This window comes from Aquamicrobium ahrensii, from assembly GCF_040545755.1.
Taxonomy (GTDB): Bacteria; Pseudomonadota; Alphaproteobacteria; order Rhizobiales; family Rhizobiaceae; genus Mesorhizobium; species Mesorhizobium ahrensii.
In genome coordinates this window covers 16814-34867 of record NZ_JBEPMN010000002.1, presented here as the reverse complement: position 1 = coordinate 34867, position 18054 = coordinate 16814, and the positions used below count along the sequence as shown (strand labels likewise).

Below are 18054 nucleotides of genomic sequence, written 5' to 3'. Positions count from 1 at the left end.
CTTGATTATCAATAGTTTATGATTCTTCAGGAGGATCCTCATGTTTTTCCGATGTGTACCTCAGCCCTCTCATCCGTGAAGCATTATGAGAGGACCCAGATAGCCGGCGCTATTCGCTCCCTCTCGCGTGTCATGGACGAGAAGGATGATATCGATGGGGATCCGGTTACGGGGCGCCGCTGCGTTTTTGCTGACAACAACCGTGCTTGCAGCCGGCATGGAGAGTTTGCTGCTTATGCCACGGGCCTGGGCTCAGGCAGCCGTGCAACAGACCCACAACTTCGATATTCCGGCAAAACCCGTCCGCCAGGCGCTCAACGACATCTCCCGCATCACCGGCGTGTCGGTCGTGTTCAGCGAGACGGCAGCGGCGTCTGTCAGCGGCAATCCCGTCTCGGGAACGATGACCCGCGAACAAGCCCTGTCGCAGCTTCTCGCGGGAACCAGCCTCAGCTACGCCTTCACCAACGCCAACACCGTCACCATTACGGGTCGGGTCGCTCAGGCGTTTGATGCGCCCCACGATGGCTCGGTGGTGCTGGACACCATCGACGTGACCGGAAGGCAGGGGAGAAATCCCCATGATGCGCCGTACGAAACGGCGGCGGCCACCGCGTATATTTCTGGCGAACAGATTGAGCGCTTTCGGGGAACGACACCGGCCGACATGTTCACCGGCACGCCGGGCGTACTTTCCGGCGAGTCGCGCAATGGCAATTCGATCGACGTCAACATTCGCGGCATGCAGGGCATGGGGCGGGTTCCGGTTACAGTCGACGGCACCCTCAGCTCGGCCACCGTTTACCAGGGCTATCAGGGCGTCAGCAACCGCACCTATATCGATCCCGACCTGATCGGCGGCGTCAGCATCCAGAAGGGTCCCGGAAGCGGGGCCTATGGCGGTATTGGCGGTTCCGTGAGCATGGAAACGCTCAACGCGTCCGACATCCTCCTCGATGGAAAAAATTACGGCGTCCGCCTGAAGGGCGGCTTCGGCACCAACACTTCCGACATTCCCCCGCTGAACACGGTTGCGGGTATTTTTTTTCAAGGCGCGCGGCCCGGCAGCGTGGTGGGGCCGGCCGACATTTCACGCCCCTCGTTCCTTGACCACACACGGGAGTTCGGCAGCATCGCCGGCGCCATGCGCGGCGAGACATTCGAACTGGTCGCGGCGTATGCGGCCCGGCGCAGCGGAAATTATCACGCCGGCAGTAACGGACCTTCAGCGGCAAGTTCCGAGGATCTCGGACCCCGCTCGATCTGCCGCGACTATGGCGGCGGGTTTCTTTCCTGCACAAATTACGCCAGCTACTACGAGAATACCGGCGTTTCGGTCTATCGGGGCGGCGAAGCGGTCATGAACACATCAAGCGATACAGATTCATGGCTGCTGAAGGGAAAGTTCGAACTGCCCGCCGATCAGTCGCTGGAACTGATCCACACCGGCTTCAGAAGCGACCATGGCGATATCCGGGCCTCGATCCTGTCGAGCACCATGGGCGCACAGGCGACGCAGCGATGGACGTCCACGTCTTCCGTCGACCGCTATTCGGTTCGCCATCGCTGGAATCCGGCCGATAACGATCTTGTCGACCTGCACTCCAACTTATGGCTGACCTCGCTCGATATCCGGAACCCCACCACGGCCAGCAGCCGCACGGTGACGGACCTGGGGTTTCCCAATCCGCTTACGACACGCCTCCTTGTCGGCACCGATACAAGGCAATGGGGGGCGGATATTTCCAATAGGTCGCGCTTCGCCTCAGCCTGGGGCGATGTGTCGATGAATTACGGGATATCCTATCTCAACGAGGACACCGGGCCCACCGATCTGACGCGTACGCTCGAGGAGTTTCTTCCGCCAAATGGCGCGCGCCATGAATGGCAGGGCTTCATGAACGCCGACTGGAAGCCGTTGGACTGGCTGACATTCGACGGCGGGCTGCGCTACCATAATTTCTCCGCGCGGGATCGCATGGAGAAGGGGGATACGCCAGCGGCCGGCTTCCTGGGGCAGCCACGCGGCAGAAGCGGCAGCGGCGTCAGCCCCTCGATAGGTGTGGCCGTCGCCCCGCTGGACGGGGTTCAGCTGTTTGCGCGCTATTCGGAAGGTATGCGCATGCCGAGCATGGCGGAATCATCGGCGATGGCGGCGACCTATCTGACGTCCGATGTCCGGCCTGAGCGCGCCCACAACTGGGACATCGGCGTCAACGTCATGGCTCAGGATCTCCTGCTCGACCAGGATGACGTGAAATTCAAGCTCGGCTGGTTCCACAACACGGTCGATGACTATATCGCCCGGCGCATCGTCAATATCTCGACCGACTTCGGGACCAATTACGATGGCCCGGGCGTGGGTAATATCGATCGTGCTTTATTCGAGGGCGTGGAACTCTCCGGCCGCTATTCCGTTGGCGGGCTCAGCCTCGAACTGGGCGCCTCCTATTATACGGACATGGCCTTTTGTCCGACCTCCGGCGCATGCCAGCGAAGCACTCTTTATGGCGACTATGCCACCAATCACGTGCCTCCAAAATATACCGCCTCGCTGACGGTTTCGCATAAGTTCCTGGACGACGCGTTGACGATCGGGGCGCGGGCCACGCATGTGGGGCCCCGCGCGATCAAGGCGGATCAGCCGACGATGCAAGGCGCATCGCCGTTTATCGTGCCAATCAACTGGAAGCCCTACGCGCTCGTTGACGTTTTCGCATCCTACGAATTCACCGAAAACCTCAAGGCCGACTTCAGGATCGATAACGTCGGCGATATTCATTATGTCGATCCGCTGGGGCTTGCCAACATCCCCGGCCCGGGAAGAACGGTCTGGGCGTCCGTCACCGCAAAATTCTGACGATCTCCACATGGCCTGTGGGCGACATCCGCCCACAGGCACAAGGAATCTCTCAAAGGGACTCTGCGCAAATAGCGGCGCGTTCGTGTGCGATGAGCCGATGATGCAGCCAGGCTTTGCGGCGCTGGACTTCACATCCGATCAGATCGGAGCGTTCTTCACCGCTTCTGATAGCCTGTAGCCAATTGCCTATCGGGGCTTTCTCCCCATTAAAGCACGCAAGCGGCCTTTAACCGAGCGTCTTCGCAATCTGGCAATCGTATCAGTTGCCATGTCGAATCGCTCTGGGTGGACTACATCCAGAGCGTCAATATCTGCTTCTGCCCATCCATAAGATTGAGCAGTCTCGGGGCGAGAATAGACAATGGTGTTCTGCCTATACCACCATGGAATATCGGAATTTCGCCAGATCGTCGGGCGAACAATATCGTAGGCATGAAAGCCGTGCACGCGGAACTTGTGTGCCCAATTGCTCTGCCATACCTCGTTGATATGATGCGTGCCACCTTGGCCCGGTATCGCAGCGGAGAAAAGGACTACATCTGTCCGTTCGCACAGCCACCGAACGGCCTGTTCACCCGCTTGTGGTGTGATGTGCTCCAGAACTTCGAGGCAGATAGCCAGATCGAACCGGCCAACATCAGGGAACCCCGTCTCGAAATCGACGACCTGAAATTCATCGCTGATGATCAGTTGATGCTCTGTAGCAGCCCATTGTCCATCTAATCCAAGAACCCGCGAAGCACCCATGTCTTTTGCCGCCGCCAGCCATGTTCCAGAGCCTGTGCCGAGGTCCACTACCGACGTCGGCTTGACAGTGACCATAACTGGGCGGAGCACTGCCTTGTACTCATCCTTGCCGCTGGATAGGAACTGAAAGAATTCTGAGGAATACGGCGTTTCGGACATTGTTTCTTCTCAATTTCTTATTCGTAATTGATGAATGCTCGGCGGCGTAGGCGAAAGAGGTTCACGAATTTACTCACTCCGCGAACGACCTCTCGCTTTATTTTGTTGACCGCTGGTGTTTTCACCTTCCTGATGCCCCGATCGATAATGCGAGGTAGGTTCGCACGGTCCTGCGTGCAGAGCGCAGGGAATATTTTGTAGGTCTTCAAGTCTGGGCGGCCACCGTTGAAAAGCACCTGATCGAATTCCCGGTCAATGGAAATCATTTCGCAATGAAGGATACCAGCGCATCGCTTGGAGATGATGTAGCCCTCGGTCCCGGTGCACCCAATGCATTTGTATATTTTTCGGCCTATTGCCGGACGCGACAGCCCAGCAATACGGCACCGAGGGTCGGAACCGCCGAGATGCACAAGATCAGCATCTTTCGGTATCCAAGAGATGTTTCGCAGAAAATCTGGAAGGCTCGCGCTCAACAGCGCGTCATCTTCAAGGATGAGCGCATATTCATCCTGACCGTCGCTGATGAGCTTCCAAATCTTATGGTGGCTAAGAAAGCAACCAATCGCGCCTGTTGCAATTGGAAAATCTGGAAGCGACTTCATCGCCGAGCCATCTACAGCTGAAAAGCGCTCAATTTCCAACCCCAAATTCGATGCTTGACGCTCAATAGATGCCCACCGTTCCGTGGAACGGTCAAGATTGACACAAAAAATGCGCACGGCGTCGTTCCCCCCATAGCTCCCGCCATCTTGCTCGTAGCGCTGTGCAAAGGTTTTCGCAATATCCTGAAAGAATCGGGCCTATGCGCAGTCACTTGGGGAGGGGACGCGCCGACCTACGACCTTGCGCTCGCTCGCACATTTAATCTGACCCCCACCACCCGACAGTCTGAAAGGAACTGACATGGCGAACGCACCCATGGGCGCGGGCGACCGCTATTACGTGTACCGCTCGCTTCTTGATCTGAAGCAGAAATTTGAAAGGAGGGCCAGCCGGGAGGCTGAAAAGGCGGAACTCCACGAATGGAGGGAAGTGGGCGACCGTGTTGCCGCTGGCAAGCGTCGGGGCCTTCTATCGCGATTATTCGGAGGCATAGGTTGCGACCGGCGCTGGCGGCGTAATCGCGATCATGTCGCTGATCGGGGATGTTGATTCGTCCAGCGCATCAAGGGCATCGTGGCGTCGTCGTTTCTGGTGGGCAACTCGGCCATGTGGGCGTCAGATGTATTGTTCGGCCCAATTGCCAAGTGGCTCGGGATGGCACGAAAGCCGCCGCCTTGAATAAGCAATCATGCGGCCTTCGTCGCGGCTTCACGCCATACAATGTGAATTCCGCTCAAAATGATGATAGCTCCGCCCAGGAATGTCAGTGTGTCCGGGATATCTTTCCAAAACAGCCAGCCCAAAATCACGGCCCAAAGGATCGCCGTATATTCGAAGGGCGCTATAACGACAGCCGGCGCGAAGCGAAACGCCTGGGTAAGCATCGTCATGCCAGCGGTACCCACAACGGCGAGGGAAAAGAATAGCCACAGGTCGCTTGCCTGCACTTCAACCCATACAAACGGCATGAAAATACCACTTATCAGAGCACCCGATGCAGTGAGGTAGAGCATTAGCGTCCAAACGCTATCTCTGACGTCCAGCCAGCGAGCGCCGAGCATCAATATAGCGTAAAGAAATGCAGCGCCGATGGGTAAAAGTGAAACCAAATGGAACGTCGAGCTTCCGGGTCGGATAACAATGATCAAACCGACGAACCCCACGACTACAGCAGACCAGCGCCGCCAGCCTACATGTTCTTTCAAAACAATTGCGGAAATTGCGGTGATGATAAGCGGCGCTACAAAAATTAATGTGGTGGCTTCGGCCAGCGCTAAATATTTGATGCTTGTGATGAACATCACTGCTGAACTCACCCACAAAATAGCGCGAAACAGGTGAGCGGTGGGTTTATAAGAGCGTAACGCATTCCTTCCACCCATTTTCAGTGTAATGGCGAAAGCAACAGGCAGAGCGATAAGATTGCGGAGAAAAATGATCTGCAACGGCGAATGCTTGCTCGTCAGTGTCTTTGCGATGGCGTCATTGATAGTTAAAAGGGCTATGCCCGCGCACATCAACACAATGCCCGTGATGACGGCATGTCGCTGCTCATTGTGAGAAACAGAATCCAAGCCCATCATCCTCCTGGCTGATCATTGTAAAGCGCAGCACCATGCAGGCAGCTGGAACCGCGCAAACCAGCCAAGAGCGCCCCTTGGATATGTCTTATGCGCCATTTGCTTCTTGTGCCAGAGGTGCGTGCAATTTCGATCCTCGACCCGAGCCATCTCGTTGCTGGTGTGGTTGGAGGGATCTGTCCACTTTGCCCGGCTTGCAGAACGCCACGCCTTGCCAGCAGGGCCGATCCGCCCTGCGCAGCTTCTGCTGTTTGCGGGATCACAACCTCAAGGATATTGGAATCGTTCTTTTTCAGAATGAGGCGTGCGTCGCGCTCAAGAATGGCGCTCACGACCTCCACCTCCTCTCGCAGCAACGCTTACGTCTCGTTTGCGTCGAAGTGGTCTACGCGGTTCGCAGCGTCCATAACTTTCAGCAATATGTCGACGCCCCTTTGATAAGAACGGCGGGACCGGCGCACTGCTTCTAGCTAAGGAGCACCCGCCGGCGATCAACGCCGGCGGGTGCGGAAAAGCGGTTAGTCGAGAACGTCAATGATCTCGTTGGTTCTCGGATCCACCACCACTGTCTGGTCGTCGATGACCACATACCGGTACTCGGTATCGGGAATTTCGTACAGGACAACGGTATCTGGCAATCTTGAGCCGACACCGACTTCCAATCCAAGCAGGTTGATCGAGGCCACCGGGTTCTTCTGCACGTACTCTCGGATAACCGGCCGCTGCTCTGGTTGAACGACATACACGTCAGGCCGATCTTCGGGCACGACAATCACATCCTGGGCTGAAGCAATTCCCGTGCCCGCCAGCATGATGCTAGCGGTAAAAATCGGTACAAGCATTTTCATGGGTTTGCTCCCTTCATGAACAATAGCATGGACCGGAAACGGCGCTATAAGCCCTCTCGTTCCGAAATCAATTAAGGCCTTTTTGCGTTCCGGGATTGGTGCCTACGGTAGCGCGGAACAATTCCCGTACAGGCCTATTGGCGCAGCGTGTCGAGGTCGCGGACGACAGGGTTCGGATCATGGGGTTGAAGACGGAATTGCTGCGAACGCTGGTCGCCGCTTCCAGCATGGAAACGGCGGCGTTCAGAGTTCTGTACTGAAATGGCGCGCCGCACCGGGTGAAGATGACAACTACATCTACTCTATAGCCCTCTAAGGCGCGCTTTAGTGGGGATGCCTGAGGTCGAGGCTCTCGATGTGAACTTCCTGTTCATGAGTTTTCTTCGCTTGCGAAAAAAGAGGAGCGATCCCTTGCGTTCGAATCCCTCCCGTTCCGGCAGGTGGCACCACGACGCCTGCCGGGCCGAAGAACTACACCTACGCTATTTCCCTCCCTAGTCCTCGTTAACGCTGTCAACGGCCGTGAACGCAGTTTGACCCAGTTAGCCTGTCGCTTTGGCGCATCATGGCGCGATGGGTGCAGTCATGAAGACGCAGTTCGAACTGGATACCGCACTCGGTTGGACCCTCCGGCGAAATGGTCCGTCTGGAAGAGCCCTTCGGGCGCAATTCGCACGACAGGTTCTTGACTGGCAATCGACACCTGCTGAAGATCGGTCGGTTTCCTCATTTACGCGCGCTTCGAGCGGGATAGCCGTCATCCGGTAAAACCCCTGACTGGTATGACGGCTCTACTGGGCCGGCGTCGGGTTGGCATCGCAGTGAGGTGGCACTGCGCGCCCGGATCGGGTCGGCGAGCAGCCTGAGACCATTCAGCACCACCAGCACCGTCCCGCCCTCATGCCCCAGAACCGCGAGCGGCAGCGGCAGGGCGAAGAACAGGCTTGATGCGACCAGAAGCAGCATCATGCCGATGGCGAAGGCGAGGTTCTGGCGGATGATCCGCCGGGTACGCCGCGCCAGAAAATGCGCGGCGGCAAGACGCGCCATGTCCTCCGACAGCAGCGCGACATCGGCCGCCTGCAACGCGACATCGCTGCCCGCCGCGCCCATGGCGATGCCGACATCGGCGCGCGCCAGCGCGGCGGCGTCGTTCACCCCGTCGCCGACAAAGGCGACTTTCCCATTCCTCGCCAGTTCGCCCACCAGCCGGACCTTGTCCTTGGGCAACAGGTCGGCATGGACGTCCTTTGCTTCCAGTTCGAGCTCCGCGGCGATCCGCAAGCCGACAGAGCGCCGGTCGCCGGTCATCATGGCGATGGTGCCCACCCCAGCCGCTCTGAGCGCAGCCAATCCCGCGGCCGAGGTCGCGCGCGGACGGTCGGCGACGGTGAGCGCCCCAGAGACCCGATCTCCCCGCCCTAGCCACACCACGGTCTGGCTGCCGTCCGTCAATTGTGCATATTCGGGTGCGTCGAGCGATGCGCCCATACGTGCGGCCATCCGCGGATTGCCGGCCCAGATCGGGCCCACGGCATCCTCCCCCGTAATCCCCTCACTGGGAACAGTTTCCACATCGCGCACCTCGGCGGCGGTTATGCCTTTTTCGTCGATGTGGCGGCGGATGGCACCGGCAATCGGGTGCTCGGAATGCGCCTCGAGACCGGCGATCAATGACAGGAACCGCTCTTCGGGTTCCCGCGTCACGACCTGCGTCACCTCGGCCTTGCCAGTGGTTAGCGTACCGGTCTTGTCGAAGGCAAATATATCGACCTCGGCCAACGTCTCCAGCGCCGCGCCGCCCTTGAACAGCACGCCGCCGCGCGCGGCCGCCGCCAGCGCCGAGAGGATTGCGGCCGGAACCGATATCACCACCGCGCAGGGGCTGGCCGCGACCAGCAGCGTCGCGGCGCGATAAAGCGCATCCTGCATCGTCCAGCCGAGCGTCAGGAAGATCGCGAAGGCGGCCACCGCGCCCGCCAGAACCGCGATGGTATAGCGCTGGCCGAACCAGGCGCTGAACCGTTCGGACGGCGCGCGCGCCGCCTGCGCCTCGGTCACCAGTGCGATCATCCGCGCCACGGTGCTTTCCGCGACCGGGCGGGTGACGCGCACCGCCAGCACGGCGTTGAGGTTCACCGTGGCCTCGAACACTTTTGCACCGGGGCTTTTGCCGACCGGCATCGATTCGCCGGTGATCGTCGCCTCGTCGAGCGATCCCTCTCCCTCGACGATCTCGCCATCGGCCGGCACGCGCGCGCCGGGGCGCAGCACCACCATGTCGCCGGCCACGAGATCGCCCACCGGAACTTCCGTGACGGTGCCGTCAGGAGTGCGCTTGAGCGCGGTGTCAGGACGCAGCGCCATCAGCGCCTCGACGGCATGGCGCGCCCGGCCCATCGCCCGCTGCTCCAACGTGGTCGACAGGCTGAAGAGCGTCAGCAGCACGGCCCCTTCGAGCGCAGCGCCCACGGCAGCGGCGGCAAGGGCGGCCACAATCATCAGAAGATCGATGTCGAGAACCCGCTCGCGCCAGAGGGCGTTTAGGGCCCGCACCGCCGTCGGCACGCCGCCGGCCAGATAGACCAGCGCGTGGCCAATTGGTCCCCAAGGGCCGGGGTTCAAAAAGGCATCGACGGTCGCAAGCGCCATCCCGGCAAGCGTGATGCCGGTCAATGCCGTCATGAAGCGGTCGGAGGAAAGGTCGATTTGCAAATTATGTTCCTGGCTGTGCCGCGACGGCGGCAATGGCTGGGGAGACCGGCGATGACGCGCCGGATGGGCTGGCGTGATTCGCCCGGTCGATCGGGTTCCGTTATTCCTTTTCCATCACGGCATCGAGCTTACCCCCAGGATCGCGCCGCCGGCAGCCGCAATCAGCACCACGAGCCATGGCGGGAACTTCCAGCTCATCAGGGCGACGAAACAGGACAGCGCCAGCGCAAAGTCGCGGGGCGACCCGACCGCGCTGGTCCAGAGCGGATCGTAGAGCGCGGCGCCCAGAATGCCAACTACCGCGGCGTTCGCCCCCGCCATCGGCGCCCGCACGCCGGAGCGTGCGCGCAGCGTGTGCCAGAACGGCAACGCGCCGACAAGCAGCAAGAAGCCCGGCAGGAAGATCGCAAGAAGGGCAAGTGTCGCGCCGACGATCCCGTTCGGGCCGGGTTCGAGCAGCATTCCGAGATAGGCGGCGAAGGTGAACAGCGGCCCCGGCACCGCCTGGGCCGCGCCATAGCCGGCTAGGAACGCATCGGGCGTGACCCAGCCCGGGCGAACCACTTCGGCTTCCAGCAAAGGCAAGACCACGTGGCCGCCGCCGAACACCAGCGCACCGGCGCGATAGAAGGCGTCGATCATCGCCAGCCACTGCGCGGGAAACATCGCCGCCGCCAGCGGTAAGCCGAAGATCAGGATGAAGAACAGGGCCAGCGCGATTATTCCCGCCTGCCGCGAGACCGGGAAATGCAGCGCTTCACCCGAAACTCCCCCCGTGTTGCGGCAAAGCCGGAGCCCGGCGAGCCCACCGAGCAGGATTGCACCCAACTGACCCGTCGTGCCCCCGATCAGCACCACCATCAGGACGGCGGCGAGCGCGATCGTCTGGCGTGAACGGTCGGGACAGAGCGTGCGCGCCATCCCCCAGACCGCCTGCGCCACGATGGCCACCGCGACGAGTTTCAGCCCGTGCAATACCCAGCTGCCGAGCGGGCCTGAAAACGCCGCCGCACCGAGTGCGAACAGCATCAGAAGCAGGGCGGAAGGCAAGGTAAAGGCCGCCCAGGCAGCGAGCGCGCCCGTCGGCCCGGCACGCTGCAAGCCCAATGCGAAGCCGACCTGGCTGGATGCCGGTCCCGGAAGGAATTGACACAGCGCAACCAGATCGGCATAGCCACGATCGTCGATCCAGCCGCGCCGGGCAACGAATTCCTCGCGGAAATAGCCCAGATGCGCGATCGGTCCGCCGTAGGAGGTCAGGCCCAGTTTCAGGAAAGCGGCCAGAACCTCGCCGGGCGTGCCTTGTCGTCGGCTTAGGGCCACGGCCTTCAGCGTGTCATTGGCGGGCATGATGTCTCCGTGACGCTCGCGATTTCCGGGACTCGCCAGACGCCCTGAAAGGGCGTATGTGATCATTGTACCTGTAATGGGGCAATGAAACAGACAGGTGACTGCCGAAACACGCCCTCGTCGTTGCCTCATATCGCAAGTGGTGTCCACAAGACCGCACCCCGCAAGAGAGATAACGGAGGAATCATGGCGTGGTTGTCGGGAGAGGACCAGCCTGCGGACGACGGCCCTCCAGCACGTCGGCGTCGGTGGCCAGCGTATCAGCCATGAAGTCCATGAAGGCACGAACACGGGTGGTGTTGCGCAGACCCTCATGGGTCAGCAGCCACAGATCGAGCCGGAAATCTTCCGGAAACATGGCGGTTCGGAAAAGGTCGAGGGTGCGGTCGGCTACGGCGCAAGGCAGCGGCGCAAAGTCGATCCCGGCCCTAGCCGCGGCAATCGCGGCCGAGATTGAATTGGTGCGATAGATCGGCCGTATTTTCGGTAGTCAAGTCACCAACTGATGGCTGATTGCTCAATGTGAACGCTCGGATCACACCCAGAAAGAAGCGCAGATCATCCCAGTTCGCATCGATCAAGACAAATCAATTGGCAAGTTCAGCTGATTATCTGATTTACGATCGTCTCCCTCCAGAGGATTGGATAAAAGCTCCGGCTCACGCGACGAAGAACCTGTCGCAAATTACATTAAGGATAAAGCCCTTTGAGGACTGTATCAAAATGGGTATGAAGACGGCGGTTGCATTCGCACTCCCGATTGCGAAAATTGTCCGCTTTCAGAATTGTTACACTGTTGGTTTCCACGCAGAACTGAGCCGGTTTTTCCACCGAGAAGTGAGCCACCTCCGAGTATGGTTTTCTGATCAGGGTTTGGTCAAGGGATTGGCCTTTTCTCCTCTCTTCTGCGCTGCTGCGGCCGAGCTGGCCTTGAAGCGGAAGCTGTCGTTACCGGTTTCCAGGATGTGGCAACAGTGGGTCAGGCGATCGAGCAAAGCTGTCGTCATCTTGGCGTCGCCGAAGACGGTTGCCCATTCGCTGAAGCTGAGGTTGGTGGTGATGACGACGCTGGTGCGCTCATAGAGCTTGCTCAGCAGGTGGAAGAGCAGCGCTCCGCCGGAAGCACTGAACGGAAGGTATCCGAGTTCATCGAGGATCAGCAGATCGAGACGGACCAGCGTCTCGGCGATCTGGCCTGCCTTTCCTTTGGCCTTTTCCTGCTCGAGAGCGTTGACCAATTCGATGGTCGAGAAGAAGTGGACCTTTCGGCGATGGTGCTCGATAGCCTGAACACCGAGGGCGGTCGCGACATGTGTTTTTCCTGTTCCGGGCCCGCCGACAAGCACGATATTCTGCGCTCCGTCCATGAACTCGCATCGATGCAGTTGGCGCACTGTCGCCTCGTTGATCTCGCTGGCGGCGAAGTCGTAGCCAGAGATATCCTTGTAGGCTGGGAAGCGTGCAGCCTTCATATGATAGGCAATCGAGCGAACCTCGCGCTCGGCCATCTCGGCTTTCAGCAACTGAGACAGGATCGGCACGGCCGCATCGAAGGCTGGTGCTCCTTGCTCGATCAGGTCGGTGACCGCTTGGGCCATGCCATACATCTTCAGGCTACGCAGCATGATGACGACGGCGGCGCTGGCAGGATCATGACGCATGACGACCTCCCACGATCGGGACACGCAGGCCATCGTAACGTTCGACGTTGGCCTTGGGCGCGCTTCTTTTTCGCACACGGGTCGTGCAGCGTTTGCTTGGAGATTCGTTCGTTGCACCCCCTGGACCGGCAAATCCCCTCCAGGATACTGATTGCACCAGAGCCCAAAACTGCAATGAGAATGCTGCTGCCTCCGAGCAGCGTGGGGTCAACATGGACGCGGAAGAAATCAGCCGGCTCAGACAGCAGGCTCTGATCTCGTCTTTGCAAAGCTCCTTGCGCCGCTGGGGCAGGCAGTAAGGCAGGGAGGTGATTTTAACTCATCCGTCTGGTTTGCTGCCACGCATTTCGCGCCGCTGCCTGCGGCGCTTCTTCAGCGGCCTGACATAGAGTTCCAGCCTGTGACTCACGATTTCGAAGCCATGTGCACGCGCTATCTCTTCCTGGAGGCGCTCGATCTCGTCTGACCGGAATTCAACCACCCGCCCTGAATAGCGTCGAAAAGACATTTGCAATAGATAATCAAACTTTCCTCAGATCAATTACCGCTCCGACTCTTAACATCTTTTCTCAGAATTTCCCGCAACTCTTCCTCGCCTAAAGTTTCGCGCTCCAACAGCAGTCTCGACGATTTCTCAAGGATTTCGCGGCGTTCCTGAAGCAGCGCTACGGTACGCCCAAACGTTTCCTCGACGATACGTTTGACCTCTTCGTCTACGGCCGCCGCGGTCTCGTCGGAATAGTCGCGCTCCTGCGGCCCGTAATAGGGCTGGTCCGTGGTCAGGAACGAGCGGCGGTCCTTCTCCAGCGCCACATGGCCCAGCCGTTCGGTCATGCCGTAGCGCGTGACCATGGCGCGGGCGATGTCGGTGACCTTGACGAGGTCGTCGGCCGCGCCGGTGGAAAGATGCTCGAAGACGATCCACTCGGCGGCGCGGCCGCCGAGCAGCACCGCCATCTTGTTCGCAAGCTCCTGGCGCGTCATCAGGAAGCGGTCCTCGGTCGGACGCTGGATGGTGTAGCCGAGCGCGCCGATGCCGCGCGGGATGATCGACACCTTGTGCACGGGATCGACGCCCGGCAGCGCCATGGCGACGAGCGCATGGCCCATCTCGTGATAGGCGACGATCTCGCGCTCCCTGGGGTTGAGCAGGCGGTTGCGCTTCTCCAGCCCGGCGATGATGCGCTCGATGGCGTTGTTGAAATCCTCCATCGTCACCGCGTCGGCCTTGCGGCGGGTGGCGAGCAGCGTCGCCTCGTTGACGAGGTTGGCGAGGTCCGCGCCGGTGAAGCCGGGCGTCAGCGCCGCGATCTGCTCCGGCGACACGTCCGGCGCGAGCTTCGCCTTCTTAATGTGGACATGCAGGATGGCGATGCGGCCCTGCTTGTCCGGCCGGTCGACCAGGACCTGCCGGTCGAAGCGCCCGGCGCGCAGCAGCGCCGGGTCGAGGATCTCCGGCCGGTTGGTGGCGGCGAGCAGCACCAGCCCGCTCGACGGGTCGAAGCCGTCGAGCTCGACCAGAAGCTGGTTGAGCGTCTGCTCCTTCTCGTCGTGGCCGCCGGCCATCGGACCGATGCCGCGGGCGCGGCCGAGCGCGTCGAGCTCGTCGATGAAGATGATGGCCGGCGCCTTGGCGCGCGCCTGCTCGAACAGATCGCGCACGCGCGCGGCGCCGACGCCGACGAACATCTCGACGAATTCGGAGCCGGAGATGGAGAAGAAGGGCACGCCCGCCTCGCCGGCCACCGCTCTCGCGAGCAGCGTCTTGCCGGTGCCGGGCGGGCCGACGAGAAGCACGCCCTTGGGCATTCGCCCGCCGAGCCGGCCGTACTCCTCCGGGTCCTTCAGGAAATCGACGATCTCCTGCAGCTCGGCCTTGGCCTCGTCGACGCCGGCGACGTCGGCGAAGGTCACGCCGGTGTCCGTCTGCACATAGACCTTGGCCTTGGACTTGCCGATCTGCATCAGGCCGCCGCCCATGCCGCCGCCCATTCGCCTCAGGATGAACATCCACAACCCGACGAACAGCGCGACGGGAACGACCCACGACAGGAGGTCGCGCAGGAAGGTGCTCTCGACCTGGCCGGTGACGACGACGTCGTGCTGCTGGAGATCGCGCGCCAGATCGGGCTCGACGCGGGTGGTGATGAACATCGGCCGGCCGTCCACCGGTTCGGTGAAGCGACCCTGTATGAAGCGGTCGGAGACGGCGACCTCGGCGATGCGTCCCTGCGTAAGATAGGTCTGGAACTCGCTGTAGGGAATCTGCGCGACTTGCGTCGCCGCCGCGAAGAGGTACTGGAAGACCATCAGGCCGAGAAAGGCCGCGATCCAGTACCAGATATTGAACTGCGTCTTCTTGTCCATTCTCTATCGCCATGCATCTGCGTGGGGTACGCCGCCCCTACCGACATCACTTTAGCCAGACCACCCTGTCCTCGTTTAAGGCAGATCAACGTGAAAGGGCCCGGCAGAGCCGGGCCCCTCGGTCAGGCCGTTGAGAACGGTTTGTCGGAGCCGTTCCAAAGGCTGTAGCCCGCAGCAGCAGCCACGATCAGGCCGACGACGACATGGGAGATCGTCGCGCTGCTGTTGGTCGAGAATGACAACACCCATGGCGCCGCGACCGACCAGACGCCTAACGCCGTGTTAACCCACTGTTGCCATTCGCTGAACGCGAACAGCGCAATGCATGCAACAACGGCGATCGCCGCTCCTACAAGCCATGCGTTCCAGGCCGCAGTCGTTAGAGCCGCATAACCCAGAATCCATGGCGTTATGGCCAGTCCGAGGCCGGCGGCAATATTCACAACATCAAAGGCAGAGCGGTTTTCGAATGTCTTCAGCATCGTTTTCCTCCTTTCCGGTTTGATGCGTCGTCAATGAGCGGTCCGCCTGTAGGGCGGAACGCAGGTGCCGGTGTCACGAGATGGGAAGCCGGCACACAACTGCTGATGTGGAGCGCGCAGACGCCCCACAGGCTGCTGTCCGATACGGAACGGAGCGAGCTCCGCATCGGTGAAAGCACCCGCAGCAATCTCATGCAGCGCAAGATCCTGCGTTGTCATTCCTTCCAGCGCCAGTCGAGGCTCATCGCCCCGCCTCAGCGCTCTACAACGCATGGCCCCTGCGAGAGCCAGCCCGAACCTGTTAGGCAGAACCTTTTGTGCATCGATCGTGACAAATGGATCCATGGAATCACCTCATGCTGCTTCGAGATGCCCCGGACCAGCCGACTGGGCATCCACGCCTCTTTCGAGAGCGAGCAACGCCTGCTCGACCTCATCAAGGCGCGAGGGGCGGCCGTTCTCAGGCATGCCCTCGTTGGTGGCCTGATCGATCAGGAATTCGGTCCAGGCCCAGTTCATCAGGATCGACCGCCTCGCATCAAGGGGGAGCCGGTTATCAGTCACGACATCCATCGGCGAAGCCCAGCTGCCATCCCCATCATTGCGATTGGCGTCATTCGACATGGCCCGACGGTACTTGTCCGAAAGCCCGGCGAGGCCAAGCTTGCCGAGCGTCGCATCGGAGAATGTGTTTCGCTTTTCTCCAGACTTATCCATGGTAATCCTAGCCTTATCCTTTGGTACGTCCACGACATAGCAAAGACCCTGCCGCTGCGCGTAACGGATCGCAGACGCCAGCGTCGGGAACTTAAGCTCGACCTGCTTCAGTGTGTCCCGGCTGCCGGTGTAGCCCATGAGCGGTTCGATAAAAGACGGGCTGCGCGCCTCGAACACGAGCTTCCATTGATCGCGCGACGGAGCACTGGTAGTCGCCGAGCGAGATGGGCGGTAGATCCGGGCCACGGCATCGCTGGGGAATAAGGAGCGTCCCATTGACAGCATCGTGCGACGATTGTCGTTGGCTCCCGGCACGGGCCGGTCGACAGGACCATCTGCCATTGATGTCCTTCTTGCAGCAATGTTCATGGTTCTTCCTCCGTGATCGGTGAAGGTCGGCGCCGACGGGCGCAACGAACCCGCCGGCGCAGAAACCGTCGTCAGCTCTTGATCGCTATGCGTTTTACCTGCGACTGTGCCTTTTCGGTCTTGGGAAGGACGAGGCTCAGCACGCCATTTCTGAACCTGGCGTCTATCCTGTCCTCGACGATTTCCCTTCCAACCGGGATACGGCGCTCGAAACGGCCGTAGAAGCGTTCCGAGAACTGCTTGTCCTTGTCCTCGGTCTCAGATCGCTTTTCGCCGCGCAGCGTCAGCACACCGTCATCCAGAACCAGTTCGATGTCCTTTTCCTCCAGACCTGGCACTTCCGCGGTTATGCGGATCTCCTTTTCAGTCTCGGAGATTTCGACGCTCGGCCACCCCCGTCCGAAGGAGGCCAGAGAGTCAAAAGCTGGCAGGTTTCGATCAAACGAGCGAAAGACATCATCGAACAGGCGATTGACTTCCCGGTGCAGCGACAGGAACGGATTGCGGTCCTCTTCACGATAGACAGCGGGAGCCTGATTGCTGCTCGTGTCACGGCCCCAGGGGATCAGGTCACGTACGTTCATGGTTACTCTCCTTCTGTTCTGAACAATTGGACACAGCTTCGCTGATGGCGCTGGACGCGTGGCCCGGCGCTGGCGATACGTAGACTGACAAAAGCGTCAGGCTGCGATCTGCTCGTTGGTCTGCGAAGGGGCTTCAATCTGCATCGTCTTCTCCTGCGACGAGATCGCAATCCGACGAGGCTTCATCTCCTCCGGGATCTCACGCCGAAGATCGATTGTCAGGAGGCCGTTGACGAGAGTCGCGCCTTCAACTCGCACGTGGTCGGCGAGCTGGAAGCGACGCTGGAACGAGCGTCCGGCAATGCCGCGATGCAGATACTGCGCATTCTCGTCGGTGGCTTTGCTACCCGCCACGAGAAGCATGTTCTGCTCCTGCGTGATGGAAAGCTCGTCTTCGCTGAAGCCGGCCACCGCCATGGTGATGCGGTAGTCGTCTTCGTCAGTCTTTGCGATGTCATAGGGAGGCCAATTGTCGATGCTCTCGACGCGGCTGGCTGCCTCCAGCGCATTGACCAGACGGTCGAAGCCGATGCTCGACCGGAACAGTGGAGAAAAATCGATAGTGGTTCTCATAGCCACATTCTCCTTGAAGCAACATGGGTACAAGATTGTCCGGCTTTTGGCCGGCGCCGCCCCGTAGTGGCAGCGGCGCACAATCGATCTGGTTTCGTCATCTCTGAGTTTCAAGAGGGTGACGGCGGAAAATTTCTACAGCGATTTCAGACTGTTGGAAATTGAGAACAACTCCACCATCTGATGAGTTGGTTGGTAAAATGAATGGAGACCTGCCATGACCTATGACGACATCGTTTCAGTGCTCGGCTCCATAGACGACGATCTGGCGGTGGGGCTTATCGCAACCGGGGCGAGTGTTGATGAACTTCGAGAAGCGTGGAACTGGCTTAACAATGACGAGGCGCTGATGGGCGAAGGGCGACCGCTCCCGGACACACGCGTCAGCCAACTCATCGATCTGCTTGAACCTGATGATGACGGCGTGGACTGA

The 18054-nt window shown here is 60.1% G+C and carries 16 protein-coding genes and 1 pseudogene; 2 read left to right on the top strand and 15 right to left on the bottom strand.

Going from position 1 to position 18054, the window contains the following annotated elements; genetic code table 11:
* Window positions 1-235 precede the first annotated feature (235 nt).
* Window positions 236-2860 (top strand): TonB-dependent receptor, encoded by a 2625-nt coding sequence (locus ABID44_RS03105; RefSeq protein WP_354150222.1) that lies wholly within the window; start codon window positions 236-238, stop codon window positions 2858-2860.
* Between the two features lie 189 nt (window positions 2861-3049).
* On the opposite strand, the gene ABID44_RS03100 is transcribed toward ABID44_RS03105, so the two are convergent.
* The 15 genes and pseudogenes from ABID44_RS03100 to ABID44_RS03030 all read right to left on the bottom strand — a co-directional run bounded on the left by ABID44_RS03100 (window position 3050) and on the right by ABID44_RS03030 (window position 17621).
* On the bottom strand, window positions 3050-3769 hold the full coding sequence (locus tag ABID44_RS03100; protein ID WP_354150221.1) for a class I SAM-dependent methyltransferase: 720 nt from the start codon (window positions 3767-3769) through the stop codon (window positions 3050-3052).
* 17 nt (window positions 3770-3786) lie between these two features.
* Entirely contained in the window at window positions 3787-4491 is a 705-nt protein-coding gene (locus tag ABID44_RS03095; protein WP_354150220.1) for a glycosyltransferase family 25 protein, read from the bottom strand.
* Window positions 4492-5061: 570 nt separating this feature from the next.
* Window positions 5062-5949, bottom strand: a complete 888-nt coding sequence (locus tag ABID44_RS03090; RefSeq protein ID WP_354150219.1) for a DMT family transporter — start codon at window positions 5947-5949, stop codon at window positions 5062-5064.
* A 5-nt stretch (window positions 5950-5954) separates the two neighbouring features.
* Entirely contained in the window at window positions 5955-6287 is a 333-nt protein-coding gene (locus ABID44_RS03085; protein WP_354150218.1) for a hypothetical protein, read from the bottom strand.
* Between the two features lie 186 nt (window positions 6288-6473).
* A complete protein-coding gene (locus ABID44_RS03080) occupies window positions 6474-6803 on the bottom strand; it encodes a DUF1236 domain-containing protein (protein ID WP_354150217.1) in 330 nt (109 codons plus the stop codon).
* Between the two features lie 726 nt (window positions 6804-7529).
* Window positions 7530-9518 (bottom strand): heavy metal translocating P-type ATPase, encoded by a 1989-nt coding sequence (locus ABID44_RS03075; RefSeq protein ID WP_354150216.1) that lies wholly within the window; start codon window positions 9516-9518, stop codon window positions 7530-7532.
* Window positions 9519-9632: 114 nt separating this feature from the next.
* The gene (gene chrA, locus ABID44_RS03070; protein ID WP_354150215.1) at window positions 9633-10868 is read right to left on the bottom strand and encodes a chromate efflux transporter; all 1236 of its coding nucleotides are present in this window, start codon (window positions 10866-10868) and stop codon (window positions 9633-9635) included.
* Between the two features lie 184 nt (window positions 10869-11052).
* Window positions 11053-11340, bottom strand: coding sequence for a LysR substrate-binding domain-containing protein (locus ABID44_RS03065; protein ID WP_354150573.1), 288 nt, complete (start codon window positions 11338-11340; stop codon window positions 11053-11055).
* A 394-nt stretch (window positions 11341-11734) separates the two neighbouring features.
* Window positions 11735-12529 carry an IS21-like element helper ATPase IstB gene (istB, locus tag ABID44_RS03060; RefSeq protein WP_354150572.1) on the bottom strand — a complete coding sequence of 265 codons (795 nt, stop codon included), beginning with the start codon at window positions 12527-12529 and terminating at the stop codon, window positions 11735-11737.
* A 319-nt stretch (window positions 12530-12848) separates the two neighbouring features.
* Window positions 12849-13019 (bottom strand): annotated as a pseudogene (locus ABID44_RS03055) (transcriptional repressor); the annotation flags it as partial.
* Between the two features lie 47 nt (window positions 13020-13066).
* A complete protein-coding gene (ftsH, locus tag ABID44_RS03050; protein ID WP_354150214.1) occupies window positions 13067-14896 on the bottom strand; it encodes an ATP-dependent zinc metalloprotease FtsH in 1830 nt (609 codons plus the stop codon).
* 122 nt (window positions 14897-15018) lie between these two features.
* Window positions 15019-15378 carry an SPW repeat protein gene (locus tag ABID44_RS03045; RefSeq protein ID WP_148912897.1) on the bottom strand — a complete coding sequence of 120 codons (360 nt, stop codon included), beginning with the start codon at window positions 15376-15378 and terminating at the stop codon, window positions 15019-15021.
* 354 nt (window positions 15379-15732) lie between these two features.
* Window positions 15733-16437 carry an NADH dehydrogenase ubiquinone Fe-S protein 4 gene (locus ABID44_RS03040; RefSeq protein WP_378226833.1) on the bottom strand — a complete coding sequence of 235 codons (705 nt, stop codon included), beginning with the start codon at window positions 16435-16437 and terminating at the stop codon, window positions 15733-15735.
* Between the two features lie 98 nt (window positions 16438-16535).
* Window positions 16536-17048: an Hsp20/alpha crystallin family protein gene (locus ABID44_RS03035; protein ID WP_253176705.1), complete on the bottom strand. Its 513-nt coding sequence runs from the start codon at window positions 17046-17048 to the stop codon at window positions 16536-16538.
* A 96-nt stretch (window positions 17049-17144) separates the two neighbouring features.
* Window positions 17145-17621, bottom strand: coding sequence for an Hsp20 family protein (locus ABID44_RS03030; RefSeq protein ID WP_354150212.1), 477 nt, complete (start codon window positions 17619-17621; stop codon window positions 17145-17147).
* Window positions 17622-17838: 217 nt separating this feature from the next.
* Between ABID44_RS03030 and ABID44_RS03025 the strand changes: the two genes are divergently transcribed.
* Window positions 17839-18054, top strand: coding sequence for a hypothetical protein (locus tag ABID44_RS03025; protein ID WP_354150211.1), 216 nt, complete (start codon window positions 17839-17841; stop codon window positions 18052-18054).